This is a genomic window from Cedecea sp. Ae19-4 (genome assembly GCF_059801165.1).
Genome location: NZ_JBCHWG010000001.1, coordinates 1,403,931 through 1,428,732, shown reverse-complemented (window position 1 = coordinate 1,428,732; position 24,802 = coordinate 1,403,931). Strand labels below are relative to the sequence as shown.

The 24,802-nt window shown below is 58.5% G+C and carries 21 protein-coding genes and 1 pseudogene; 6 read left to right on the top strand and 16 right to left on the bottom strand.

Translation table 11 applies throughout. The features are described from left to right. Positions 1-10 precede the first annotated feature (10 nt). Together AAIE02_RS06835 and sad are read right to left on the bottom strand one after the other, a co-directional pair. Complete coding sequence (locus AAIE02_RS06835; RefSeq protein WP_498532214.1) at positions 11-1,612, bottom strand: methyl-accepting chemotaxis protein; 1,602 nt, start codon at positions 1,610-1,612, stop codon at positions 11-13. A gap of 202 nt (positions 1,613-1,814) precedes the next feature. Beyond that, positions 1,815-3,206 carry a succinate-semialdehyde dehydrogenase gene (gene sad, locus AAIE02_RS06830; protein ID WP_008459020.1) on the bottom strand — a complete coding sequence of 464 codons (1,392 nt, stop codon included), beginning with the start codon at positions 3,204-3,206 and terminating at the stop codon, positions 1,815-1,817. 101 nt (positions 3,207-3,307) lie between these two features. Between sad and ptrR the strand changes: the two genes are divergently transcribed. Further along, the gene (gene ptrR, locus AAIE02_RS06825) at positions 3,308-4,177 is read left to right on the top strand and encodes a putrescine utilization regulator PtrR (RefSeq protein WP_008459022.1); all 870 of its coding nucleotides are present in this window, start codon (positions 3,308-3,310) and stop codon (positions 4,175-4,177) included. Here ptrR and AAIE02_RS06820 read toward each other — a convergent pair whose 3' ends face one another. Both AAIE02_RS06820 and AAIE02_RS06815 read right to left on the bottom strand, forming a co-directional pair. Beyond that, on the bottom strand, positions 4,178-5,014 hold the full coding sequence (locus AAIE02_RS06820; protein ID WP_498532213.1) for an SDR family oxidoreductase: 837 nt from the start codon (positions 5,012-5,014) through the stop codon (positions 4,178-4,180). 122 nt (positions 5,015-5,136) lie between these two features. Beyond that, entirely contained in the window at positions 5,137-5,928 is a 792-nt protein-coding gene (locus AAIE02_RS06815; RefSeq protein ID WP_498532212.1) for a PhzF family phenazine biosynthesis protein, read from the bottom strand. Between the two features lie 196 nt (positions 5,929-6,124). Here AAIE02_RS06815 and AAIE02_RS06810 point away from each other — a divergent pair, with 196 nt between their 5' ends. After that, positions 6,125-7,324 carry a sugar transporter gene (locus AAIE02_RS06810; protein ID WP_166992588.1) on the top strand — a complete coding sequence of 400 codons (1,200 nt, stop codon included), beginning with the start codon at positions 6,125-6,127 and terminating at the stop codon, positions 7,322-7,324. A 46-nt stretch (positions 7,325-7,370) separates the two neighbouring features. On the opposite strand, the gene AAIE02_RS06805 is transcribed toward AAIE02_RS06810, so the two are convergent. Continuing rightward, positions 7,371-8,039, bottom strand: a complete 669-nt coding sequence (locus tag AAIE02_RS06805; RefSeq protein ID WP_008459029.1) for a MarC family NAAT transporter — start codon at positions 8,037-8,039, stop codon at positions 7,371-7,373. Between the two features lie 187 nt (positions 8,040-8,226). On the opposite strand from AAIE02_RS06805, the gene marR reads away from it, so the two are divergent. From marR to marB, 3 genes are read left to right on the top strand one after another with little or no spacing between them, the layout of a single operon-like run. Then, the gene (marR, locus tag AAIE02_RS06800; RefSeq protein WP_008459031.1) at positions 8,227-8,661 is read left to right on the top strand and encodes a multiple antibiotic resistance transcriptional regulator MarR; all 435 of its coding nucleotides are present in this window, start codon (positions 8,227-8,229) and stop codon (positions 8,659-8,661) included. Between the two features lie 20 nt (positions 8,662-8,681). Then, a complete protein-coding gene (gene marA, locus AAIE02_RS06795; RefSeq protein ID WP_008459033.1) occupies positions 8,682-9,074 on the top strand; it encodes an MDR efflux pump AcrAB transcriptional activator MarA in 393 nt (130 codons plus the stop codon). 38 nt (positions 9,075-9,112) lie between these two features. Continuing rightward, entirely contained in the window at positions 9,113-9,325 is a 213-nt protein-coding gene (gene marB / locus AAIE02_RS06790; RefSeq protein ID WP_008459034.1) for a multiple antibiotic resistance regulatory protein MarB, read from the top strand. A 43-nt stretch (positions 9,326-9,368) separates the two neighbouring features. Here marB and eamA read toward each other — a convergent pair whose 3' ends face one another. After that, the gene (gene eamA / locus AAIE02_RS06785) at positions 9,369-10,271 is read right to left on the bottom strand and encodes an O-acetylserine/cysteine exporter (RefSeq protein WP_498532211.1); all 903 of its coding nucleotides are present in this window, start codon (positions 10,269-10,271) and stop codon (positions 9,369-9,371) included. Between the two features lie 199 nt (positions 10,272-10,470). Between eamA and AAIE02_RS06780 the strand changes: the two genes are divergently transcribed. Continuing rightward, positions 10,471-11,682 carry an MFS transporter gene (locus tag AAIE02_RS06780; protein ID WP_498532210.1) on the top strand — a complete coding sequence of 404 codons (1,212 nt, stop codon included), beginning with the start codon at positions 10,471-10,473 and terminating at the stop codon, positions 11,680-11,682. Positions 11,683-11,696: 14 nt separating this feature from the next. Here AAIE02_RS06780 and AAIE02_RS06775 read toward each other — a convergent pair whose 3' ends face one another. The 10 genes and pseudogenes from AAIE02_RS06775 to atzF form a co-directional block, all read right to left on the bottom strand. Beyond that, positions 11,697-12,137 (bottom strand): GNAT family N-acetyltransferase, encoded by a 441-nt coding sequence (locus AAIE02_RS06775; protein WP_498532673.1) that lies wholly within the window; start codon positions 12,135-12,137, stop codon positions 11,697-11,699. Positions 12,138-12,176: 39 nt separating this feature from the next. Further along, positions 12,177-12,875 (bottom strand): annotated as a pseudogene (locus AAIE02_RS06770) (GNAT family N-acetyltransferase); the annotation flags it as partial. Positions 12,876-12,969: 94 nt separating this feature from the next. After that, a complete protein-coding gene (gene urtE / locus AAIE02_RS06765; protein ID WP_008459042.1) occupies positions 12,970-13,668 on the bottom strand; it encodes an urea ABC transporter ATP-binding subunit UrtE in 699 nt (232 codons plus the stop codon). Positions 13,669-13,677: 9 nt separating this feature from the next. Next, positions 13,678-14,475 (bottom strand): urea ABC transporter ATP-binding protein UrtD, encoded by a 798-nt coding sequence (gene urtD, locus AAIE02_RS06760; RefSeq protein WP_498532672.1) that lies wholly within the window; start codon positions 14,473-14,475, stop codon positions 13,678-13,680. Then, positions 14,475-15,548: an urea ABC transporter permease subunit UrtC gene (gene urtC, locus AAIE02_RS06755; RefSeq protein WP_498532209.1), complete on the bottom strand. Its 1,074-nt coding sequence runs from the start codon at positions 15,546-15,548 to the stop codon at positions 14,475-14,477. Before urtC ends, urtD begins: the two co-directional genes overlap by 1 nt. Next, entirely contained in the window at positions 15,548-17,119 is a 1,572-nt protein-coding gene (gene urtB, locus AAIE02_RS06750; RefSeq protein WP_498532208.1) for an urea ABC transporter permease subunit UrtB, read from the bottom strand. Before urtB ends, urtC begins: the two co-directional genes overlap by 1 nt. 184 nt (positions 17,120-17,303) lie before the next feature. Then, a complete protein-coding gene (gene urtA / locus AAIE02_RS06745) occupies positions 17,304-18,575 on the bottom strand; it encodes an urea ABC transporter substrate-binding protein (protein WP_498532207.1) in 1,272 nt (423 codons plus the stop codon). Between the two features lie 32 nt (positions 18,576-18,607). Beyond that, the gene (locus AAIE02_RS06740; RefSeq protein ID WP_008459051.1) at positions 18,608-19,288 is read right to left on the bottom strand and encodes a GntR family transcriptional regulator; all 681 of its coding nucleotides are present in this window, start codon (positions 19,286-19,288) and stop codon (positions 18,608-18,610) included. A 4-nt stretch (positions 19,289-19,292) separates the two neighbouring features. Beyond that, positions 19,293-22,913 carry an urea carboxylase gene (gene uca / locus AAIE02_RS06735; RefSeq protein WP_498532206.1) on the bottom strand — a complete coding sequence of 1,207 codons (3,621 nt, stop codon included), beginning with the start codon at positions 22,911-22,913 and terminating at the stop codon, positions 19,293-19,295. Between the two features lie 11 nt (positions 22,914-22,924). After that, positions 22,925-24,721 (bottom strand): allophanate hydrolase, encoded by a 1,797-nt coding sequence (gene atzF, locus AAIE02_RS06730; protein ID WP_336707037.1) that lies wholly within the window; start codon positions 24,719-24,721, stop codon positions 22,925-22,927. Between the last annotated feature and the right edge of the window lie 81 nt (positions 24,722-24,802).

Here is a 24,802-nt window from a genome sequence, read left to right as displayed (position 1 = left end):
TAAGACGAACTCAGGCGGTCATTTGAAAGCGAGCGACAGCTTTTTCAAGGCGTTGGGACTCATCCAGCAAACGTTTTGAGGTATTAGCCGAGGCCTTAATCAGCAGCCCGGTCTGACTCACCGCCTGATTAAGCGTGGTGATCCGCGCCGTGACGTGATGCACGCTGGCGCCCTGGTCAACGGAGGCGCTGGAAATTTCATTCAGCAGCCCGCTCAGGCGGGTCACCAGGGCAATCACATTTTTCAACTGCGCCTCCAGCTCTGAGACGGCCTCGCTGCCTTGCTCAATACCCTGCAGCGAGTTATTGATCAACGACTGAATATTTCTGGTCGACTGACTGCTCTGTTTCGCCAGCAGGCCAACTTCACGTGCCACCACCGCAAAACCTCGCCCCTGGTTGCCCGCATGAGCCGCCTCAATGGCGGCGTTTAGCGCCAGGATATTGGTCTGGAAAGCAACGTTATCAATCATCGCCACAATGCCGCGCATCTCAGAGGAACGGGTCACAATATCCTGCATTGACGTATTCACCGTGTGCATCATCTGGTCGCCACCGGCCACCATCTCACGCGCTTCGTCCGCGCGCTGGTTCGCCTGAATAGCGTACTGGCTGTTTTCCTGTACGCGGGATTCCAGCTCGGTGATATGCAGCGTGACTTTCTCCAGCTCCTGCTCCTGCTGTGAAGAGTGGGTAGACAGCTCGTTATTCCCTTCCGCAAGCTGGCCAATATTGCTTAACAGAATGGCCGAGGATTCCCGCACCTCTTGCACCAGTTGCTGAATGCCCTGCTGCATTTCCAGCACGCTGCCGTGCAGTTGCTTCACCTCGCGATTAACCAGTTTTCGCTCAGCGGGGAGCCGCGACAGATCGCCGGCGGCCAGAATATGTAAATGTTCGATAAGGCTGCGCAGCGGGCGAATCACCCAGCGAGCCACGCCCAGCCAGACGGCAATCGCCACGACCAGTAATATACCCAGCGCGATAATAAACAGCGTTTGCGCCTGACTCAGGCTGTCCAGCAATGTGTGGCTGGCCGCAGCTGTTTGCTTCTCGCCTTCGGTCTGATAGCGCGCGTACTGCTCGTTGAAATCGGACTGGAAAGCCTGAATCGGCACTTCAAAGAACGCATCGATGGAGGCCTTCTTTTGCATCCCTTCCAGCTGTTCTTTCAATCCGCCGAAGAACAGCTGATAGCTGTTGGCCAGGCTCTCGCTGCCCGCCGGGTGAAGTTGCTGCCAGGCGGCAAAATTCTGCTGCGAAACTTTCAGGGCGGCGTCGGCCTCATCCACCAGGCTGTTCCAGCTGCCGACCGACCCGGTCTCTTTGTCCTGCATAAAGTAAACGCCCGCCCGGTTCAGCAGGTCACTGGTCATCAGCAGCGAGGTTCTCGCCTTCTCCATGACCACCTGCTGCTGATGAAGCTGGTTATTTTCGAGGACGCTCTGGCGGGTTTCGTGCAGGATGTTGGACAGGGACACGGTGGAGAGAATTTGTAGCACGGAAAAGAGTGCGATAACGCCAACCACCCCGCTCAGCAGCCCGAACTCACGAGGGCGACGGGCAAGCAGCCTGAAGGGATTTAAACGGCGAAAAATTTGACTTATGTTCATGATTTTCTTCAGTAACACAACGATGCCGCGAGTGTACTGAGCGAAAATGACAGAATTATTTCATTCTCATGACAAACAAGGCCACCTTCACGGCGGCCTTACTTTTTACTGATTGCGCGGGCACAAACCAGCATAACGTCTGCCCTTACCGGAGAAAACAAGCATTATTCCTCCCCGGCAAACCGACGTCAGGCGGGCTAAGCTAGCGCCTGTCTTTCCACACGGTCTGAATATTACAGAACTCATGCAGCCCGAAATGGGAAAGCTCGCGGCCAAACCCGCTCTTTTTCACCCCGCCAAACGCCACGCGCGGATCGCTGGCGCTATAGCCGTTGATAAACACTCCGCCGCATTCGAGGCGTGCCGCCATCTCCAGCGCCAGCTGTTCATTCGCGGTATAAACCGTCGCGGACAGGCCATAATCGCTGTCGTTTGCCAGCTCAAGGGCATGTTCGCTGTCGCGGGCGACGGTAATCGCGGCCACCGGGCCAAACAGCTCCTGGCGGAACGCGGTCATCTCTGGCGTGACATTAGTGAGCACGGTCGGCGCATAGTAGTTGCCCTCGCCAGGCAGTTTATCCCCGCCGATCAGCAGTTTTGCGCCCTGCTTAAGTGACATTGTCACTTGCTCATGCAGTTCATCACGCAGATCGTAGCGTGCCATCGGCCCAATGCGATTAGCTTCTTCCTGCGGCGTACCAACCTCATAGTTTTTCAGCTCGGCAATAAAGCGGTCGGTAAAGGCAGCGGCAATTCCCTCTTCAACGATAAAGCGTTTCGCGGCGGCACAAACCTGCCCGGTGTTCTGGAAGCGCCCTGCCACGGCGGCCTTCACGGCTTCGTCGAGATCGGCATCATTCAGCACGATAAACGGATCGGACCCGCCCAGCTCCAGCACGCATTTTTTCAGTGCGGCACCTGCCTGGGCACCAATCGCGGCACCTGCTCTACCGCTACCGGTCACGGTGACGGCAGCCACACGCGGGTCGTTAATCGCCTGGCTGACCCCTTCCGGCGTCACATTAAGCAGTTCGAACAGCGAAGGCACAAAGCCCGCGTCAACAAACATCTGGCGAATGAGTTCTGCGCAGCCCATCACGTTTGGCGCATGTTTCAGAATATAGCTGTTACCGGCCAGCAGAATCGGCACCGCCCCACGCAGCACCTGCCACAGCGGGAAGTTCCACGGCATTACCGCCAGGATCGGCCCCAGCGGACGGTATTCAATCACCGCCTTATTGTGTTCAACCTGAGTCGCTTCCGCCCCCAGCATGGCCGGGCCGTGCTCGGCATACCAGTCGCAAAGGTTAGCGGATTTCGCCACTTCAGCGCGCGCCTGCAAAATAGGCTTGCCCATCTCGGCGGTAATCATTTGTGCCATTGCTTCGCCGTGTTTACGCACCGCCGCGCCCAAATCACGCAGCTTTTGCGCACGTTCGTTAAGCGGGGTAACGCGCCAGGCGTTAAAAGCCTGCTGATTACGGGCCAGGGCGGCATCAATCCGGGCGGCGTTCTCAAAAGGATAAACCGCAATGCGCTCACCGGTAGCGGGATTGCGTGAAATGGCGTGGGTTTGCCCGGTTACTGATTGCATGGTGGTGCCTCGACAGGTGAATGAGATGTTAACAGTAGCCTTGAGGCACAAAGTTTAAAAATGAATAATACTAAGCAAACCCTTCACGATTTGAGAAAGCTATGGACCTCACTCAGCTGGAAATGTTTAACGCCGTCGCTGAAACCGGCAGCATCAGCGCCGCCGCGCAGCAGGTACACCGCGTCCCGTCGAACCTCACGACCCGCATCAAGCAGCTCGAGGCCGATTTAGGCGTGGCGCTGTTTATTCGCGAGAACCAGCGCCTGAAGCTCTCCCCGTCCGGCCACAGCTTCCTGGCCTACAGCAAGCGTATTCTGGCGCTGGTGGATGAAGCACGCATGGTGGTGTCCGGCGATGAACCTCAGGGCCCGCTGGCGCTGGGTTCGTTAGAAAGTACGGCGGCGGTGCGCATACCTGGCGTACTGGCAAACTTTAACCAGCGTTACCCGAAAATCCACCTTTCTCTCACCACCGGGCCTTCAGGCGACCAGATTGACGGCGTGCTCGAAGGCCGCCTCGCCGCCGCCTTTGTTGACGGCCCGGTGCTGCATCCGTCCCTTGAGGGCCTGGCGGTGTATCGCGAAGAGATGACCGTCGTCGCGCCCGCCGATCATGCCCCTATTCTCAGCGGGGCCGACGTGAACGGCGAGAGTATTTACGCTTTCCGGGCCAACTGCTCCTATCGCCGTCACTTTGAGAGCTGGTTTCACGACAGCCAGGCTATGCCGGGCAAGATCCACGAAATGGAGTCTTATCACGGGATGTTGGCCTGTGTGATTGCCGGCGCGGGGCTGGCGCTGATGCCACGGAGTATGCTGGAGAGTATGCCGGGCAGCCATCAGGTGAGCACCTGGCCGCTGCCGGAGGATAAGCGCTATCTTGATACCTGGCTGCTGTGGCGCAGAGACGCCAAAACCCGCCAGCTGGATGCTTTTATCTCGCTGCTGGAATTGCCTTCGCAGGTGCCTTAACTAAGCCTTGAGATCCCCATACTTATAAGCGGCGGTCACCCCGCCGTCGATCAGGATATCGCTCCCGCTGATATAGGTGCCGTTCGGGCCAAAGAGAAACTCAGCCAGGGCGCCAATTTCGTCCGGCGTGCCGCCTCTTCCCGCCGGGGATTTCGCCAGCATGTTTCGGTAGAACTCCCCGTGTTCGACACTGTTCAGCTCGTCATAGGCCAATGGGGTATACACGATCCCGGCACTGATGCAGTTGATTCTCGCGCCTCGCCGCCCCCATTTTACCGCCTCGGCCATCACCCGCAGCGCATTGCCCCGTTTTGACACCTGGTAGGCATACAGGCTGTCGTCAATGGCTTTGACTCGCGGTAATTCCAGCAGCTTTTCCGGCGGCAGCGTTGCCAGCTCGTCGGCCTCGGCCTGCGTCAGCGCGTCCACATCCAGCCGGTGGCTGGACTGCGAGCCAATCACCACCCCGGAACCTCCCGCGCCAATAACCTTCCCAAACGCCTCAAACACCACTGCCGTCCCGTAAAGATCGACCCGGAGAATATCCTGAGCGGTAGCCTGGGAAGGTGAAAGCCCGGCGGTGTGGATCACGCCCTTTACTTCTCCGTGGCCACAAGCCAGACTCACGAGATTTTGAATCGATTCCCGCGAGCGAACATCAACCACGGTGGTGCTGACCCGGAAACCCGCCGGCTGCAACGTTTGCTGCGCGGTCTGGCTATTTTCCGGCGTGATATCGGCCAGCAAAATATGTTTGCCGGTGCCGACGCGGCGGGCAATCGCCTGAGCAATCGATCCGCTGCCGATAACAACAATAACGTCCTGGGAAGAAGGCATGTTTTTCTCCTGAATAATGGAATGCAATAAGGCTAGCACGGCCGGATTCATCAATAATCGCCTCCGACGTGCTAGCCTTTATGAACTGCATTCATTAATTCCGGGGAATTTTGCCCGGCAAGTTAACGCAGCAGCACTTTCCCCACCAGATAGGTCACAGCCTTGCCGCCAATCAACACCCGGTCGCCCTTGTACTGGCAGCGCAGATCCCCGCCGCGGTAAGAGACCTGCCGCGCCAGCAGATGGATTTTATTCAGCTTATCCGCCCAGTAAGGGATCAGCATGCTGTGAGCGGAGCCGGTGACGGGATCTTCCGGCACCGATTCTCCCGGGCAAAAGAAGCGGCTGACAAAGTCATACTCGCTTTCGCCTGCGGCGGTAATACAGACCATTTTCTCCAGCGGGATCATGGCGCTGATATCGGGCTGAATCGCCTCAACCTGCGCCTGACTTTCCAGCACCACCATATAATCACGCCCGACGCGCATCTCTTTACACTCGCTAATACCCAGCGTGGCCAGTAGCTCGGGCAGCGGCGCAATCGGCTGCGTTTCCCAGGCCGGGAAATCCAGCGTCAGCCACTCACCGCTACGCGTCACGGTCAGCGGGCCAACAAAACGCGTGCTGAAACGGATCGTCGCCTCCGGGTAATCCAGATGCTCGAAAATAACGTGGGAGGCCGCCAGAGTAGCGTGCCCGCAAAGGTTGATCTCCCCCTGGGTGGTGAACCAACGCAGCTCAAAGCCCTCATCCGTGGTCACAAAAAAAGCCGTTTCCGACTGATTATGCTGCTGCGACATTTTCAGCAGCGTTTCATCCGGCAGCCATTCGCTGAGCGGGCAAACCGCCGCCGCGTTGCCGCCAAACGTTGCGTCTGCGAAGGCGTCTACCATATAAAAGTCAATTGCTTGCATTGGCGTTACTCCTGCTTTTCATTGTTATTTTCTTCACCTCTACCATGACATACTCGCCCGAACTGTGCTGTTTTTTTTCTACCGTACCCAGGCGCCAGCCCCAAATGAGACATAAATCACAAAATGGGTTGTGTCGTCGATCTGATGGTTTTATGATCGCCCCATTCCTACCCCTTATTTACCTGCATATTCCCTTATGACAATTGCTACCGTTTCACGCAAAACGGCGTGGCTGCGGGTCGTCACTCTCGCCGTCGCCGCCTTTATTTTTAACACCACCGAGTTTGTGCCCGTCGGCCTGCTGTCCGACATTGCGCAAAGCTTTGGCATGGAAACCGCGCAGGTCGGGATCATGCTGACTATCTACGCCTGGGTGGTGGCCCTGATGTCGCTGCCCTTTATGCTGATGACCAGCCAGGTTGAACGTCGCCGCCTGCTGATTAGCATTTTCCTGCTGTTTATTGCCAGCCACGTGCTGTCGTTCCTCGCCTGGAACTTTACCGTGCTGGTCATCAGCCGCATTGGGATTGCTTTCGCCCACGCCATTTTCTGGTCGATTACCGCTTCCCTGGCCATTCGTATGGCTCCGGCGGGCAAAAAAGCGCAGGCGTTAAGCCTGCTCGCCACCGGCACGGCGCTGGCAATGGTGCTGGGCTTGCCGATCGGGCGTATCGTCGGGCAGTATTTCGGCTGGCGTACCACCTTCTTCGTCATTGGCGTCGTGGCGGCCATCACGCTGTTTTGCCTGATGAAACTGCTGCCCAAACTGCCGAGCGAGCATTCTGGCTCGCTGTCGAGCGTGCCCAAACTGTTCCGCCGCCCGGCGCTGGTCAATATCTATGCCTTAATCGCGGTGGTGGTCACCGCGCATTACACCGCCTACAGCTATATCGAACCTTTCGTCCAGCAAATTGCCGGGCTTAGCGCTAACTTCGCCACCCTGCTTTTACTGCTGTTTGGCGGCGCGGGCATCATCGGCAGCGTGCTGTTTGGCAAATGGGGGAATAAATACGCTTCGGGGCTGGTGTCCGGCGCGATTGCGCTGATGGCCGCTTGTCTGGTCCTTCTGTTGCCCGCCGCGCAAAGCGAACTCACCCTTGCCGGGCTCAGCCTGTTCTGGGGCATTTCAATTATGATCGTGGCCCTGGGGATGCAGGTTAAAGTCCTGGCCCTGGCGCCGGATGCCACCGACGTGGCGATGTCGCTGTTCTCCGGGATCTTTAATATCGGCATTGGCGCGGGCGCGCTGGTGGGGAACCAGGTCAGCCTGCATATTTCCATGTCAGATATCGGCTTTATCGGCGCGATTCCGGCGCTTATCGCGCTGGTCTGGTCCATTCTGGTGTTCCGCCGCTGGCCGGTGGCGCTGGAAGAGCGGCCCCAGCCTACGCAGTAACAAAAATGCCCTCATCACGAGGGCATTTTTTTCCATCACGCTCAAATCAGGCGGGATAAGTTTTAATAATTTCCAGCACGCCGTTAATAATAAACTGCACGCCCATACATACCAGCAGGAAGCCCATCAGGCGGGAAATCGCTTCAATGCCGCTTTTACCCACCAGACGCATAATCGCACCGGAGCTTCGCAGGCTGGCCCAAAGAATCACGCCCACGGCCAGGAAAATCAGCGGTGGCGCAACGGTAATGACCCAGCTCGGGAAGTCAGAGCCCGCCCGCACCGTAGACGCGGAGCTGATAATCATCGCGATGGTGCCCGGCCCTGCCGTGCTCGGCATCGCCAGCGGCACAAAAGCGATATTGGCTTCCGGCTCTTCGCTTAACTCTTCCGACTTGCTTCTCGCCTCCGGGGATTCATGTGCTTTCTGCTGCGGGAACAGCATACGGAAGCCGATAAAGGCGACGATCAAGCCCCCGGCAATACGCAGCCCGGGAATCGAAATCCCGAAGGTGTTCATCACCACCTGCCCGGCGTAATACGCCACCATCATGATGGCGAACACATTCACCGAAGCTATGAGTGCCGTGCGATTGCGCTGCCGGCTGTTCATGTCCCCGGAAAGCCCAAGGAACAGTGCCACGGTGGTGAGCGGGTTCGCCAGCGGCAGCAGTACCACAAGGCCAAGGCCGATAGCCCTGAGTAAATCCATCATATTTTTATCCTTTTTTTGTCCTTTATTGAACAGCTATAGCGCAGGTTAGACTATAGCAGCCCGCAGTTTACTGACCGCTGTTGAAGCGTTTTAGCTTTTCGTGGCATCGGCTGAATCATCACGTTGACTTATACTTGCCTCGGCAATAGTATCTGCCGTGACTAATCTACTTGCCTGGGCAAACATAGTGAAAAGCACCTGTGATCTGTTTAACGAAATGATCCCCCTCGGGCGATTGATCCACATGGTGAATCAGCATAAAGATCGCCTGTTAAACGATTCTCTCTCCCCGCTGGATATCACCGCGACCCAGTTTAAGGTGCTGTGCTCCATTCACTATGAAGTGTGTATTACCCCAGTCGAGCTGAAAAAAGTGCTTTCCGTTGACCTCGGTGCGTTAACCCGAATGCTGGACCGCCTGCTGTGCAAAGGCTGGGTCGAGCGTTTGCCGAACCCCAACGATAAGCGCGGCGTTCTGATCAGGCTGACGCCGGAAGGCGTGGCGCTGTGTGAAGAATGCCGAAACCTGGTGGGGCTTAGCCTCCATAAAGAACTCACTAAAAACCTTACGGACGACGAAGTCGATACGCTTTATCGCCTGTTGAAAAAGGTATTGCCGTAAACCTGCAAAGAGGTGAAACGATGTCCAGACGCAACAATGATGCGGTCACAATTCAAAGCATTTTGGGGTGGATTGAAGAGAACCTGGAAACCCCGCTCTCGCTGGAGAAGGTTTCTCAGCGCTCAGGCTACTCCAAGTGGCATCTGCAGCGGATGTTTAAAAAAGAAACCGGCCACTCAATGGGCCAGTACATCCGCAACCGTAAGCTGACCGAAATCGCCCTGAAGCTAAAAGAGAGCAACGAACCGATCCTTTATCTGGCCGAGCGCTACGGTTTTGAATCGCAGCAGACGTTAACCCGCACCTTCAAGAACTACTTCTCGGTGCCGCCGCACAAGTACCGCGTAACCCGTCTCGCTGGCGAAGGCAAATATCTGCACCCGTACAACCAGTATTGCAGTTTGTGTAACTAACGCATCACCGTCCGTTTTACAGACGTAACCGAGGAAATATGAAAGTCATCTCCGCAGCCGCGCTCCTTCTGGCGCTGGCATCAACCAACGCTCTTGCGGAGCAGTCCGGCAGCTTCAACGCCACCCAGGCCAACTACGGCAACATGATCACCTGCTCCGGCAGTCAACTGTCTAAAGGCCCGCAGCAAACGGCGGCTGAACGTTCAGAAGAGCTGGGCTCCCCGTACTACCACGGTCATTCGCGTTCGTAAGATAAAGGCTGACCCGCCCGATGCTGGGCGGGTGCCGCGAATATCAGGATGAGGCCCGCTTCACCGACCGGCCAAAACGCAGACCAAAGACGTTGATATACAGCCCGCCCATAATCAGCATCGCGCCCAGCAACTGCATTACCGTCAGCTTTTCACCGAGCAGCAACGCCGCGCTGGCCATACCCACCACAGGCACCAGCAGCGACAGTGGAGCTACGCGCCAGGTTTCATAGCGCCCCAGCAGCGTGCCCCAGATCCCGTAGCCCACAATGGTAGAGATAAACGCCAGGTAGATCAGCGACAGAATGGTCGTTGTATCGATGTTCACCAGGCTTTGCAGCATCGTTGCCGGGCCATCCAACAGCCAGCTTGCCGCAAAAAACGGCAGCACCGGGATCAGCGCACTCCAGACAATCAGCGACATGATCGCCGGGCGCTGTTCATGCTGCATGATCATCTTGTTAAAGATATTGCCGAACGCCCAGCTCATGCCCGCCGCCAGCGTCAGCATAAAGCCGAGCAGCGCGACGTGCTGGCCTTCGAAACTGCCCTTAATCAGCACCAGCACGCCGAAGATCGCCAGGGTGATCCCGGCCAGCTGCTTAGCCTGCAGCCGCTCGCCAAAGAAAAACGTTCCCAGAATAATGGTGAAAAACGCCTGAGACTGCAGCACCAGTGAAGCCAGCCCGGCGGGCATACCAAACTTGATCGCGGTAAACAGGAAGGCAAATTGCCCGAAGCTGATGGTCAGCGCATAGCCCGCCAGCAGCCGGAACGGCAGCTTTGGCCGGGCCACAAACAGCAGCGCCGGAAACGCCACCAGCAAAAAGCGCAGCCCCGCCAGCATCAGCGGCGGCATATTGTGCAGCCCCAGCTTAATCACCACAAAATTCACGCCCCAAATCACCACCACCAGCAACGCCAGCAATCCATCTTTACGCGTCATTGTCCCGCCCTGTATTTATTATCGATTTGTAAAAAAATAAACCTTATCCCCCTGAGTAAATAGATACAGATCCCACTTTTTGTCAGGAGTACAGATGTGATGTATCGTGCTTATGTCAGATCTGGTTGCTATACCAGGCTGATTTTTCGTGATAAATCTTTCTTGTTCTCTTACCTCACGATGACTAAAACAGGCCGCCATGACCGCCCTCAGAAATCTGTTTGCAGGCAAACAACTTGCAACAACTGTGTTACTTATTTCTTCGCTGCTGCTGACTATCGGGCGGGGTCTGACGCTGCCATTTATGACCATTTATCTTTCGCGCGAATACCAGATGGCGCTGACGGATATCGGCCTGGCGATTACCGTCGCACTGGTGGCCGGGGTGATCTTCAGCCTGTGGTTTGGCATCCTTGCGGATAAATTTGATAAGAAAAAAGCGATGCTGCTGGCTATCGTCATCTTCCTCGGCGGTTTTGCGGTTATCCCGCTGGTGCACAACGCCGGGCTGGTGGTGCTGTTTTACTCGATTATCAACTGCTCTTACACCGTGTTCTCCGTGGTGGTGAAAGCCTGGTTTTCCGAAACGCTGGACATCAGCCTGAAGCCCAAAATCTTCTCCCTCAACTACACCTTCGTCAACGTTGGCTGGACGGTTGGCCCGCCGATAGGCACCTTCGTGGTGATGTACAGCACCAATCTGCCGTTCTGGCTCTCCGCCATGACCGCTTTGCTGCCGATTCTGATGATTGCCCGTTACGTACAAAGCCAGCCGGTGAGCAGCCGCGCTACGGAAGTGGAAGACAAGGTGCTGCCGTCGCCGCGTATGATGCTGCGCGACAAACAGCTGATGTGGTTCACGACCTCGGCATTTTTAGGCTCGATGGTTTACGGCGCGTTCGCCGGCTGCCTGTCGCAATATGCGATTGTTATCGGCGATACCGGGCTGGCGGAAAAGGTGGTCAGCGTCGTGCTGTCGGTCAACGCCATTGTGGTTGTCGCTTTCCAGTACTTCCTGGGTAAAAACATTCGTCCCGATAACATCAAAAAGATGATGTTCTACGGCACGTTGTTTTTCGTCTGCGGCCTCGGCGGCTTTATGATTTCTGGCACTAATCTGTGGCTGTGGGGCTTGTCTTCGCTGGTGTTTACCATTGGGGAGCTGATCTACGCGCCCGGGGAATACATGCTTGTCGACAACATCGCGCCGTCGGGGCTGAAATCAAGCTACTTTGCCGCCCAGCAGCTCGGCTGGCTTGGTGGAGCCTGCAACCCGCTGGTCACCGGGCTGTTATTGAGCTGGCTGCCGCCTTACATGCTGTTCGTGGTGCTGATGGCGACAATTGTACTGGCTTACTACGCCATCGTGATCGGCATGAATACGCCGCCCCGCCAGCCCATAACGGCCTGACGAGGCGCTCGTGATTACACGTCTTTTTCGTATTTGATAAAGCCGGATTTCTTCGCCACTTTGTCATACAGCGTCTGCGCAGTGGCGTTGGTTTCATGGGTATGCCAGTACAGGCGCGAACTGCTGTTGGCTGCAGCATGCTGGCGTACCGCTTCAATTAGCGCCCGACCAACGCCTTTGCCCCTCGCCTGCGGCGTCGCAAACAGATCTTCCAGGTAGCAGTAGTTGGTTGCTGACCAGGTACTGCGGTGATAGAGGAAGTGGGTGAAACCAAGCATAGTTCCCTGGTCGTCAAAAGCCCCGAATCCCCACAGCGGCTCCTGCACATCCAGCATACGTTTCCAGGTCAAATCGGTGACACTGTCACTTATTTGGGCATCATAAAAGGTCAGATAGCCCTGCCAGAGCGCCTGCCACTGCGCCCGGTCGCCCGCCGTTAGCAGGCGGACATTCACCTGCCGAGCGGGTTCACTTTTCTGGCGGCTAAGTGCGTCGCGAATAGCCGCCAACCCAACACGCTGTACGCCGTGAGGCATATTGTCCGCGGCAAGCCAGCGTTCAAACGCGCTTTTCACCAGCGGCCACTCGCCATCGGTGATAGAGAACCACGCCGTATCGCGGGTACGCCCTTTGTAGATGCCCATCTGACGGAACACGCCTTCAAAACGGAAGCCCAGACGCAGCGCCGCGCGGCGAGATGGCCCGTTCAGGCTGTCGCACTTCCACTCATAGCGGCGGTAGCCCAGCGTTTCAAACGCATACTTCATCAGCAAAAAGTGGGCTTCCGTGGCCAGAGCGGTACGCTGCAGCAACGGCGAAAACACCACAAAGCCGACTTCAATACTGCCGTTCGCCGGGTCAAGGCGCATCAGCGACAGCGTGCCCAGCGCCTGGCCGCTGGCGGTATCCACCACGGCAAAATGAAAAGGATCGGCGCTTGTTTCTGCCCCGGCAATGTACTGCATAAAGTCGGCTTCGGTATCGAACGGTCCAACGCTGAGATAAGTCCAGCCTCGCGCATCTTCAGCCTGCCCCCAGGCCTGCCAAAGCTGCGCCCCGTGCCGAGCCGCACTTAATGGCTCGAGGCGGCAAAACTGTCCGTTTAACGTGACGCGTTCCGGCAGCGGGCGGCGCTGCCAGTCAGGAAGAGATAAGCCAATCGGCTGTTGGAAACTGTTGACGGTAAAAGACATGCTAACCTCTGGAATTCGATGGTGAATGTCGAAAACTATAGGCGCACAGAGGTTCAGCCAAAAGTACCACAATCGGTATTTTTTGGCAGACCACTTATATCGCCACCAGCCCCCGGACGCCTTCCTGTTCCATGGCGCTGCCGTGCCCGCGCTGGACTATCTCCCCGCGCGACATCACCAGATACTGGTCCGCAAGCTCTGCGGCAAAATCGTAAAACTGTTCCACCAGCAGAATTGCCATATCCCCACGCCCGGCGAGGTGGCGAATCACCTGGCCAATCTCTTTGATGATCGACGGCTGGATCCCTTCCGTCGGTTCATCCAGAATCAGCAGCTGTGGCTTACAGGCCAGGGCGCGGCCAATCGCCAGCTGTTGCTGCTGCCCGCCGGAGAGATCGCCGCCCCGCCTGAGCTTCATCTCTTTTAGTACCGGAAAGAGCTGGTAAATCTCGTCCGGGACGGCCTTTGCCTCGCGCCCGGAAAAGCGCGACAGCCCCATCAGCAGGTTTTCTTCCACCGTCAGCCGCGGAAAGATTTCCCGCCCCTGCGGCACGTAGGCAATACCGGCCTGAACACGCTGGTGCGGTTTACGCTGGGTGATGGTTTTCCCCTGCCAGCTAACGCTGCCGCCTTTCACCGGCACCAGCCCCATCAGGCTTTTCAGCAGCGTGGTTTTCCCCACGCCGTTACGCCCGAGCAGGCAGGTCACTTCCCCCACGCGTACCTCAAAACTGACCCCACGCAGAATATGGCTGCCGCCGTAATACTGGTTAAGCTCATTCACCTGCAGCATATTTGCTCCTTAACGGCCAAGGTAGACCTCAATAACCTGCTCATTCGCCTGCACTTCGCGCAGGGAACCTTCCGCCAGCACCTGCCCCTGATGCAGCACGGTAACGTGGTCGGCAATGGTTTCCACAAACCCCATATCGTGCTCAACCACCATCAGCGAATGTTTCCCCGCCAGGCTGCGAAACAGCTCCGCCGTGTATTCGGTTTCGGCATCGGTCATGCCCGCCGCAGGCTCGTCCAGCAGCAGCAAATGCGGCTCCTGGACCAGTAACATGCCGATTTCGAGGAACTGCTTTTGCCCGTGGGACAACAGCCCGGCCCGGCGATGGCGCTCCCCGGTCAGCCGCAGCGTCACCAGCATGTCATCAATGCGGTCGCGCTGTTCGCCGCTGAGTGTTGCCCGCAGGCTTGCCCATACCGACTTCTCGTTTTTCTGGGCGATCTCCAGGTTCTCGAAGACCGTCAGCGCCTCGAATACCGTGGGCTTTTGAAATTTACGGCCAATGCCCCGCCGGGCGATTTCAATGGGTTCCAGCCGCATCAGGTCGATGGACTGATCGTAAAAGGCCTTGCCGCTTTGGGGTTTGGTCTTGCCGGTGATCACGTCCATCAGCGTGGTTTTTCCCGCACCGTTCGGCCCAATCACGCAGCGCAGCTCCCCCACGCCGATGTTCAGCGACAGGTTGGTTAACGCCTGAAACCCATCGAAGTTAACGTTGATATTTTCCAGCGCCAGCACCGGGTCGGTCTGTTCGCGAAAGCGATCCGTGGCGTACTGGCGGGTAAACAGAGATTCGGCAGGCTGCATCATTTCTCTCCTTTGCGCAGCAGGCCAATCACCCCGCGCGGTAAAAACAGCGTCACCAGAATAAAAATCAGGCCAAGGAACAGCTGCCAGTACTCCGGCACCGCCATGGTGAAGTAGCTTTTCGCCCCGTTCACCAGCCCCGCGCCCAGCACCGGGCCAATCAGCGTGCCGCGCCCGCCCAGCGCCACCCAGATAGCGGCCTCAATAGAGTTGGTCGGCGACATTTCGCCCGGGTTAATGATGCCCACCTGCGGCACGTACAGCGCCCCGGCCAGGCCGCACAGCACCGCAGAAAGCGTCCACACCAGCAGCTTGAAGCCCCGGGGATCGTACCCGCAGTACGTCAGGCGGTTTTCCGCATCGCGCACCGCCGTCAGAATGCGACCAAACTTGCTGCGCGCCAGCCAGAAGCCGAGGCCAATGCTCGCCACTAAAAGCAGCACGGTAGCGATAAACAGCCCGATACGCGTCCCGACCGCTGTAACGGGCATCCCCAGTAGAGTGGTGAAGCCGGTAAACCCGTTATTGCCGCCAAAGCCGGTTTCATTGCGGAAAAACAGCAGCATCCCCGCATAGGTCAACGCCTGCGTCATGATCGAGAAGTACACGCCCTTAATCTTTGAGCGAAAGGCGAAATAGCCGAACACAAACGCCAGCAGCCCCGGGGCCGCCATCGCCAGCAGCAGCGCCCAGGCGAAGTACTGTGTGCCGGACCAGTACCACGGCAGGTCGTTCCAGGAGAGAAACGACATAAAGCCGGGCAGCCCGTCACCGGCGGCCTGGCGCATCAGGTACATGCCCATGGCGTAGCCGCCGAGAGCGAAAAACAGACCGTGCCCGAGGGAAAGCAACCCGGCATAGCCCCAGACCAGATCCAGTGCCACCGCGACGATGGCATAACAAAGGATTTTGCCGATCAGCGTCAGGGTGTAGGTCGACAGGCTGAACGGATTACTGGCAGGCAACAGCGCCAGAAACGGCAGCGTCAGCAGCAAAACCACCAGCAGCATCCCCAACACCAAAGTCAGGCGCGGGGCTTTACGTCCGAGCGTTAAAGTCAGCGGCATACTCATCAGTCAATGACCCTCCCTTTGAGCGCAAACAGCCCCTGTGGCCGCTTCTGAATGAACAGTACAATCAGCACCAGAATCAAAATTTTGCCCAGCACCGCGCCGATTTGCGGTTCGAGGATCTTGTTGAAGATGCCCAACCCGAACGCCGCCGCCACGCTCCCGGCAAGCTGCCCGACGCCGCCCAGCACCACCACCAGGAAGGAGTCGATGATATAGCCCTGGCCGAGCTCGGGGCCGACGTTACCCAGCTGAGAAAGCGCCACGCCCCCCAACCCAGCAATGCCGGAGCCAAGCCCGAACGCGAGCATATCCACGCGCCCGGTCGAAACGCCGCAGCAGGCCGCCATCGCGCGGTTTTGCGTCACGGCTCGCACGTTCATGCCCAGCCGCGTTTTATTCAGCAGCAGCCAGGTAAACAGCAGCACCAGTAGCACAAAGCCCAGCACCACCAGGCGGTTCCACGGCAGGATCAGGTTCGGCAGCACCTGCAGCCCACCGGACAGCCAGGCCGGGTTAGCCACTTCCACGTTCTGCGCCCCAAACAGCATGCGCACGATCTGAATCAGCATCAGGCTGATACCCCATGTCGCCAGCAGCGTTTCCAGCGGGCGGCCATACAAATGGCGGATAATGGTGCGTTCAAGCGCCATGCCAATCCCGGCGGTGATCGCAAAAGCCACCGGCAGCGCAACCAGGGGATAAAGCGCCAGCCATGCCGGGGCAAACTGCTGGAAAGCAGCCTGAACGCCCCACGCCGAGTACGCGCCCAGCATCAGCATTTCGCCGTGCGCCATATTGATCACGCCTAGCAGGCCATAGGTGATGGCCAGCCCCAGCGCGGCCAGCAGCAAAATCGACCCCAGAGAAAGCCCCATAAACGCCTGGCCGAGAATATCCCCCAGCATCTGCCGGCGTTCGATTTGATGCAGCCCGTCAGCGGCGGCCTGGCGCACGTTGGCATCCGTCTCTGCGCCAGCATCGGTTAAAGGTTTGAGTAACGCTTCCGTGTCCGGGTCGGTGGACTTGCCGAGCAGCTTAACCGCCTCCAGGCGCACGGCGGCCTGCGGGCTGGCTAGCTCAAGGCGGGCGGCGGCCAGCGTCAGCGCATCACGCACGCTTTGCTCTTTTTCTGCGCTCATCCGCTTCTGTAAAACGGGTAGCAGCTCCGGCGGCGCCTCTTTCTGCAAAGCTTTCGCGGCGTTTAAACGAGCTGTGACGTTGTCACTTATCAATTGATGGCTGGCCAGCGCTCCGGCGACCAAAACGCGCAGCCGGTTGGTCAGTCGGAGTTTTTTGGTTTCGCCCTGCGGCTGGGCTTCGTCGCCCAACGGCGTCAGCACGGCTCCGGTCTGGTTGAAAGCCGAATGCCCGTCGGTGACCAGCGTTTCCTGCTGCAGCGCATTGAGCAGCGGTAAACGAGCGGGATCGGGCGCCAGCGTCCAGCTTTGCAGCAGGTCAGCCTGCGCCGTGCGGTTTGCCGCCGCAAACGTTTCTGCATCCCCGGCGGCGGCTAGTCCCGGCAATATTGCGGCCACAACCAGCAGCAGCCGGGCCAGTGTTGCTAATGTCATGGCGTTCTCCTGAATGGTTTTACCCTGATGCCCCTCGGCCAGCCCCTCACCCTAACCCTCTCCCCAAAGGGGAGAGGGAATAAAAGATTTCCCCAGCTCCTTTTCAGAGAGGGCTTTCCCTCTTTCTCCCTCTCCCTTCCAGGGAGAGGGCCGGGGTGAGGGTTAATGCGCCGAAGGTCGAACATCAGTTGCTGGCAGTCTTCACAGGCAGATCCGATTTCTTATCATTCCCGGGAATAAACGGGCTCCACGGCTGGGCGCGCACCGGCTTATCCGTCTGCCACACCACGTTGAACTGGCCGTTGCTTTCGATTTCGCCGATCATCACCGGCTTGTGCAGATGGTGGTTGGTGGCGTCCATCGTCAGGGTAAAACCGGACGGCGCTTTAAAGGTCTGTCCGGCCATCGCCGCGCGGACTTTATCCACGTCAGTCGTCCCCGCTTTCTCTACGGCCTGCGCCCACATATGTATGCCGACGTAAGTCGCTTCCATCGGATCGTTAGTGACCACGGTATTGGCGTTCGGCAGGTTGTGGGCTTTGGCGTAGGCCTTCCACTCGCTGACAAACTGTTTGTTGGTCGGGTTATCGACGGACTCGAAGTAGTTCCAGGCCGCGAGGTTACCCACCAGCGGTTTAGTGTCGATGCCGCGCAGCTCTTCCTCACCCACGGAGAAGGCCACCACCGGCACGTCGGTCGCCTTCAGGCCCTGGTTCGCCAGCTCTTTGTAGAACGGTACGTTGGAGTCGCCATTGATGGTGGAGATCACCGCCGTTTTACCGCCAGCGGAGAATTTTTTGATATTGGCCACGATGGTCTGGTAGTCGCTATGGCCAAACGGCGTGTAGACCTCTTCGATATCTTTGTCCTGGACGCCCTTAGAGTGCAGGAAGGCGCGCAGGATCTTGTTGGTAGTGCGCGGATAAACGTAGTCCGTGCCCAGCAGGAAGAAGCGTTTAGCCGCCCCGCCGTCTTCGCTCATCAGGTATTCCACCGCCGGGATCGCCTGCTGGTTAGGTGCCGCCCCGGTATAAAACACGTTCGGCGACATCTCTTCCCCTTCGTACTGCACAGGGTAGAACAGCAGGCCGTTCAACTCCTCAAAGACCGGCAGCACGGATTTACGCGACACGGACGTCCAGCAGCCAAAAACCACGGCCACTTTGTCCTGGCTCAGCAACTGGCGGGCTTTTTCAGCGAACAGCGGCCAGTTAGACGCCGGATCAACCACCACCGGCTCAAGTTTTTTCCCCAGCACGCCGCCCTTCGCATTAATGTCGTCGATGGTCATTAACGCCACGTCTTTCAGCGGCGTTTCTGAGATAGCCATGGTGCCCGACAGCGAGTGCATGATCCCGACTTTGATGGTGTCCGCCGCCTGGGCGGCGAAGGCCCACCCGAAACTGACAAACGAAGCGGAAAGCGCGAAAGCTTTAACAAAGGTACGACGTTGCATAAGTCTGACTCCCCTGAAGAAACAATAAGTGATTAGCTCAGCTTGAATTGCCGGGCCTGGTGCAGCATATGAAGCGTTATCTGACGAACCTCTTTCTGACTGGCGGCGATATGGTCGTGTAGTCGGGTTTGGGCCTCCTCAAGGTTACGGTCCCGGACGGCGAGCAGGATCTGCCCATGCTCGGCATACGTCGCGCTGACGCGCGGCTGACGAGTAAAGTCCAACCTGCGCACAATGCGAATTTTTTCGGTGATCTCCCGGTGAACCCTCGCCATTTCAGGGTTGCCCGCCGCAGAGACCAGCGTCATATGAAAAGCCTCGTCGTGCGGCGCGACGTTCATTCCCTCAGCCAGCGGTGGTTCATCCAGCCAGAACTGTTTCAGCGCCTGCAGCGACAGCGGGAAAACGGAGTCTGCCCGCAGGCAAAGGCGCTTCACCGCCTCCAGCTCCAGAACGATACGCAGATCGTAAAGCGCTTCGAGATGATCGAAATCCACGGCGCGGATTTGCCAGCCGCTGCGGGGCTGTACATCGACATAGCCTTCCTGCTGCAGGGCATAAAGCGCCTGGCGAACCGGCGTGCGGCTCGCGCTCATGCGCTCCGCAATTTCGTTTTCGCTAAAGCGGTCCCCCGGCAGCAGCAGGAAGTCGAAAATTTCCTTTTTGAGCTGCTGGTAGATGCGCTCGGCTACGGCTTCTGGTCGCTTTGGCATAGTGCTACACCGCCTCCAGCCACAGCAGCGCATCCCCTGGCCCCACTGGTCGGCCCTGCTGGCACTGGATCCGCACCACCTTGCCGTCGCACGGGGCGCTAACCAGCAGCTCCATCTTCATCGCCTCAACGACGAGCAGCGGCTCGCCCTGCTTCACGCTTTGCCCCGGCTCAACCAGAATCTTCCAGATATTGCCGTTCAGGTCGGCGCTGACGAGCTGCCCGGCCTGCTCTTCCTCCGGCAGATCCGCCGCCATCAGCGCGCTCTCCACCGCCGCGCTTTCCTGCTCTTTCCAGTGCGCCACTTCGCTCAGGAAAGCCGCCTGCTGACGGCTGCGGAAATTGGCAATATCGTCGGCGTTGTCCGCAAGAAAACGGCTATATTCGGCAAAATCGAACTCAACTTCTTCGATCTCAATCTGCGCACGCCCTTCCCGGAACGCCGTGCGAAACGCAGTTAACGCTTCCTCGCTTACCGGGTAGAAACGCACCTGATCGAAGAACTTGAGCAGCCACGGCTCGTCGCCAAACTGGTCGTTTTTGAGAAATTTGTTCCAGATGGGCAGCGTGCGGCCCACCAGCTGATAGCCCCCCGGCGAATCCATGCCGTAGATGCACATATACATCCCGCCGATCCCTACCGTGCCTTCTGCCGTCCACGTCCGCGCCGGGTTGTACTTCGAACTCAACAGCCGGTGACGCGGGTCGAGCGGCACGGCGCAAGGTGCGCCGAGATACACGTCTCCCAGGCCGAGCACCAGATAGCTGGCGTCAAACAGGATCTGCTTCACCTCGTCGCGGCTTTGCAGCCCGTTGGTGCGCTGAATAAAGTCCACGTTGTTCGGCAGCCACGGCGCGTCTTCCCGCACCGTTTGCTGATAACGCTCCACCGCCGCCAGCGTGGCGCTGTCTTCGAAGGCCAGCGGTAAATGCACGATGCGTGAAGGAATTTTCAGCTGGGTCACATCGCCCAGCTGTTGCTCAATGCCCAGCAGCAGCGTGAGCAGCTGGCTCTGGGAAATACGCTGGCTGTCATAGCGGATCTGCAGCGAACGCACGCCGGGGGAAAGCTCCTCAATGCCAGCCTGCGCCGCCTGGGTAATCGCCTTCATCAGCAGATAAATGCGCAGCCGCAGCGCCAGGTCGAGCACGTTATCGCCGTATTCAATCAGCACATAGTTGTCGCCTGCCTGACGGTAAACCACAGCCGGAAGCTCAGCCTGAGCGGGGATTTCCGCCAGAATCGCCGCACTGGTCGTCGCGCCTGGCGCAATAGAAGGATGCAGATCCGGCAGGCTTGTGCCGGCACACAGATTGGTCACCGCCACCTGCTGGGCAATTTCCAGCGACTGCGCGTGCTCAAAGCTGATGGCGTGAAAGCGAATCCGGTCGCCCGGCTTCACCTGCCCGACTTTCCACAGTTCGGCTTTGGCAATCGTCACCGGGCAGACAAATCCCCCGAGGCTTGGGCCATCGCGCGTCAGGATCACCGGGAAGTCACCGGTAAAGTTCACCGCACCGATAGCATATTCGCAGTCGTGCACGTTGGAAGGATGCAGCCCCGCTTCGCCGCCGTCGGCCCTGGTCCACTCCGGCTTCGGCCCGACAAGGCGCACACCGAGGCGGTTAGAGTTGTAGTGAACCTGCCACTCGGCGTTGAAAAAGGTGTCCATCGACTCCGGCGTGAAGAAGTCTGGTGCGCCGTGCGGCCCGTACAGCACGCCTATCTCCCACAGCTCGCCATAGTGCGGGATCAGCGCCGGTTCCGGGGCCTGCGGCAGGCTAATCGGCGCCGGCGTCGTGCAGGCAGGCAGGCAAGGCTGAGAAATAGCCAGCACATCGGCCACCCGCAGCGTGCGCCCGGCGTGGCCGCCAAACTGACCAAGGGCAAAAGTGGAACGACTGCCGAGATACACCGGCACGTCAAAACCGTTACGCACCGCCAGATAGGTACGACACCCGCTGGTCGCCCTGCCCAGCGTCAGGATCTGCCCGGCTTTCACTACTGTGGGCTGCCAGAAAGTCACCGGCTGATCATCCAGCGTGGCCGGACAAGGAGCCCCGGTCAGCGCGATGATGGCCTCGCTGTGGAAGCGCAGCGTCGGCCCCTGCAGGGTAAATTCCAGCCCGGCGGCCGACGGATGGTTGCCGACAATACGGTTCGCCAGACGGAAGGCAAAATCATCCATCGGCCCGGACGGCGGCACGCCGATATCCCAATATCCAAGGCGGCCAGGGCTGTCCTGAATGCTGCTCCAGGTGCCCGGCTCCAGCACTTCCACGGCCTGCGCCCGATAGCTCACGCTATCCAGCAGCCGCGTCCACATTACGCCAGCTTTGAACTCCGGCAGGCGGACGATCTGGCGCAGATAATCCAGATTGGTGGCGATCCCGTGCAGGCGGGTAGCGGCCAGCGCCTCGTTCAGTTTACTTAACGCCTGCAGGCGGTCATCGCCGTGAACGATGATCTTGGCGATCATCGGATCGTAGAACGCGCTGACTTCGCTGCCGGTGCTGACCCAGCCGTCAACCCGCACGCCCTCAGGAAAATAAACATCGGTTAATACGCCCGGCGAAGGCTGGAAGTTTTTCAGCGCGTCCTCGGCATAAATGCGGACTTCAATCGCCGCCCCCTGAGGCGCTTCGACCATTTTTTGCCAGTCCGGCGATGCGCCTGCCGCCACCCGCACCATGCATTCGATCAGATCCAGCCCCGTGACGCATTCGGTTACCGGGTGTTCAACCTGCAGGCGCGTGTTCACCTCCAGGAAGTAAAATGCATCCCGCGCTGCGTCGTAGATAAACTCCACGGTTCCCGCACTGCGGTAATCAACGGATTCACCCAGCGCCACGGCGGCACGGTGCAGCGCTTCACGCGTGCTCTGCGGCAGATTTGGAGCGGGCGTTTCCTCGACCACTTTTTGGTTGCGGCGCTGCAGCGAGCAATCACGCTCCCCCAAGGCAACCACCTTGCCTCTGCCATCGCCAAAGATCTGCACTTCCAGGTGCCGCGCTTTATCAATAAAACGTTCGATAAACACGCCGTCGTCGCTGAAAAACTGCGCGCCCATACGCTTCACGCTTTCCCAGGCCTCAAGCAGCGCCGGTTCGCTGTCGCAGCGGGTCAGGCCGATCCCGCCCCCGCCCGCCGTGGTTTTGAGCATCACCGGATAGCCGATTTCCGCTGCCGCCAGCTGCGCCTCAGCAAGGGATGTCAGCAGCCCGGTGCCCGGCGTCATCGGCACATCTACGCCGGAGGCCAGCTCGCGGGCGCGGTGTTTCAGCCCAAAATCGCTGATTTGCTGCGCCGTTGGCCCGATAAAAACAACGCCTGCCGCTTCACAAGCCTCGGCAAATTCCGCGCGTTCGGAAAGGAATCCGTAACCGGGGAAAATCGCCTCCGCGCCGCTCTCTTTTGCCGCCGCCAGTATTTTTTCGATATTCAGATAAGTGTCGCTGGCTTTATCTCCGCCGAGCGCTATCGCCTCATCGGCATCAATCACGTGCTGCGCGCTGGCATCCGCATCGGAATAAACGGCCACGCTGGTGATGTGCATTTTCTTCAGCGTGCGAATGGCGCGGCAGGCAATTTCACCGCGGTTGGCAATCAAAACCTTGCTAAACATAATCCTTCTCCTCAAGCGCCAGGTTGACGAGCAAGCCAGGCTTTCCAGCCGCCCCATGGGGTAATGTCCGTAGCGCCTTCTGTCGCGCACGGTTCACAAATGAAGCCCTTCACCCTGCGCCCGTCCTGCAGGGTCAACGTGCCGATCCCCAACGGGGCGGGAATTTCGGCAACAAATTCGCCAAAGCGCGCGAGCGGGATATCCCACAGCTCAACGGCGATTGGCTGCCCTTCGGCGGCGCGCACCAGGCCCGGCTTCGGCGGCTTAGTATTCGCCAGGGCGTAAAGGCGATAGGTTTCTGCAGTGTGGGTTGCTTCTACGAAGACAGCGTTACGGTCGGTTAGCTGGTGGTTAAGCGGCATCCCACGCAGATGAGCCCCCACAACAGCGACGCGCACGAAGCTGCTGGCAGGTGCCATGGTCTGCTGGTCGGGCACTTTCTGGGACGTTGCTCCGGCGGGCAGATCAAGTCGCGCCTGCCACTGCGCACCAAAATGGCTGAGCGCGGCATCATGCCAGGCGGGTGCGATCAGCGTTATTCCTGCTGGCAGACCATCGGCCCGGAAATCCGCCGGAAGCGCCAGCGCGCTCAGGTCAGCCAGGTTGGTGAAGTTGGTGTAGGTGCCAAACTGCGAGTTATAGGCCACCGGCTCGTCGCGCATTTCAGCCAGCGTGTGAATCGTCGGCGACGTCGGCACCACAAGGGCATCAAATGCGGCAAGCTGCCGCTGAATACGGCGGGCAAGCTCGGCGCGGGTATATTCCGCCTGCCAGGCATCGCAGGCCGTGAAGCTCAGCCCGCTGGCGACGATCCCGCGTACGGTAGGATCCATGGCGTCAGGATGCTTTTCGAGGGTCTCTCTCACCGCAACGGTTCGCTCGGCCACCCACGCGCCGTTATACAGCTGCTCGGCCAGCCGGGTGAAATCGCTGAAATCTATCGCCACCAGCTCCGCACCCATTGCCATTAACCTGTCCAGCGCCAGCTGAAAGGCCTCTTCGCTGAGTTTGTCGCCGAAGAAGGTCAGGCGGTCTGGAATGGCAAAGCGCAAGCGCGGGCTAAAGCGAGCCGGGGCGGTGTGAGGGTTGCTTCGGGAGTAGGGATCGAGCGGATCGTACCCACCTGCAACGTTGGCGACGAGGGCCGCATCCGCCGCCGAGTGGGCGAAGACAGAAACGCAGTCGTTGAGGCGGCAGGCCGGAACTACGCCCGTCGTCGATAGCCAGCCTTTGGTCGGTTTTAAGCCAACGATGTTATTGAACCCGGCGGGTACGCGCCCGGAGCCTGCGGTGTCCGTTCCCAGTGAGAAGCCAACCAAACCGCGCGCCACCACCGATGCGGAGCCTGAACTCGAGCCCCCGCTGACGTAGTCCGGGTTGAAGCTGTTCACCACCGCGCCATACGGCGAGCGGGTGCCGACCAGGCCGGTCGCAAACTGATCGAGGTTAGTTTTGCCCACCACAATGGCTCCGGCGGCGCGAAGGCGTGCAATCACCGTGGCATCTTCAGAGGGATGATAAGTAAACACCGGGCAGGCGGCGCTGGTTGGCATCCCGGCCACGTCTATATTGTCTTTGACCGCAAACGGCACGCCAAATAAGGGGAAATCCGCCGGCGTTTTGTCTCCGGCCTTAATGACCTGCAATAAAGCCTTTATTTGCTCATTAATTTGCTGTTCGCTGGCGATATAAATCCACGCATTATCCTGGCGTGAAACATTGGCCATTAATTGCTGATAAGCGTCTGACAACCTTTCCGGCTGAGGCTGGTAATCGGCTACCCACTGCGACAATAAAGCGACTGACATAAGCTGGCATCCCACCTGGTATACAAGATGGAATAGATAAAGCAATTACGATGCCAGATTATATTACTTGTTTATTATCAA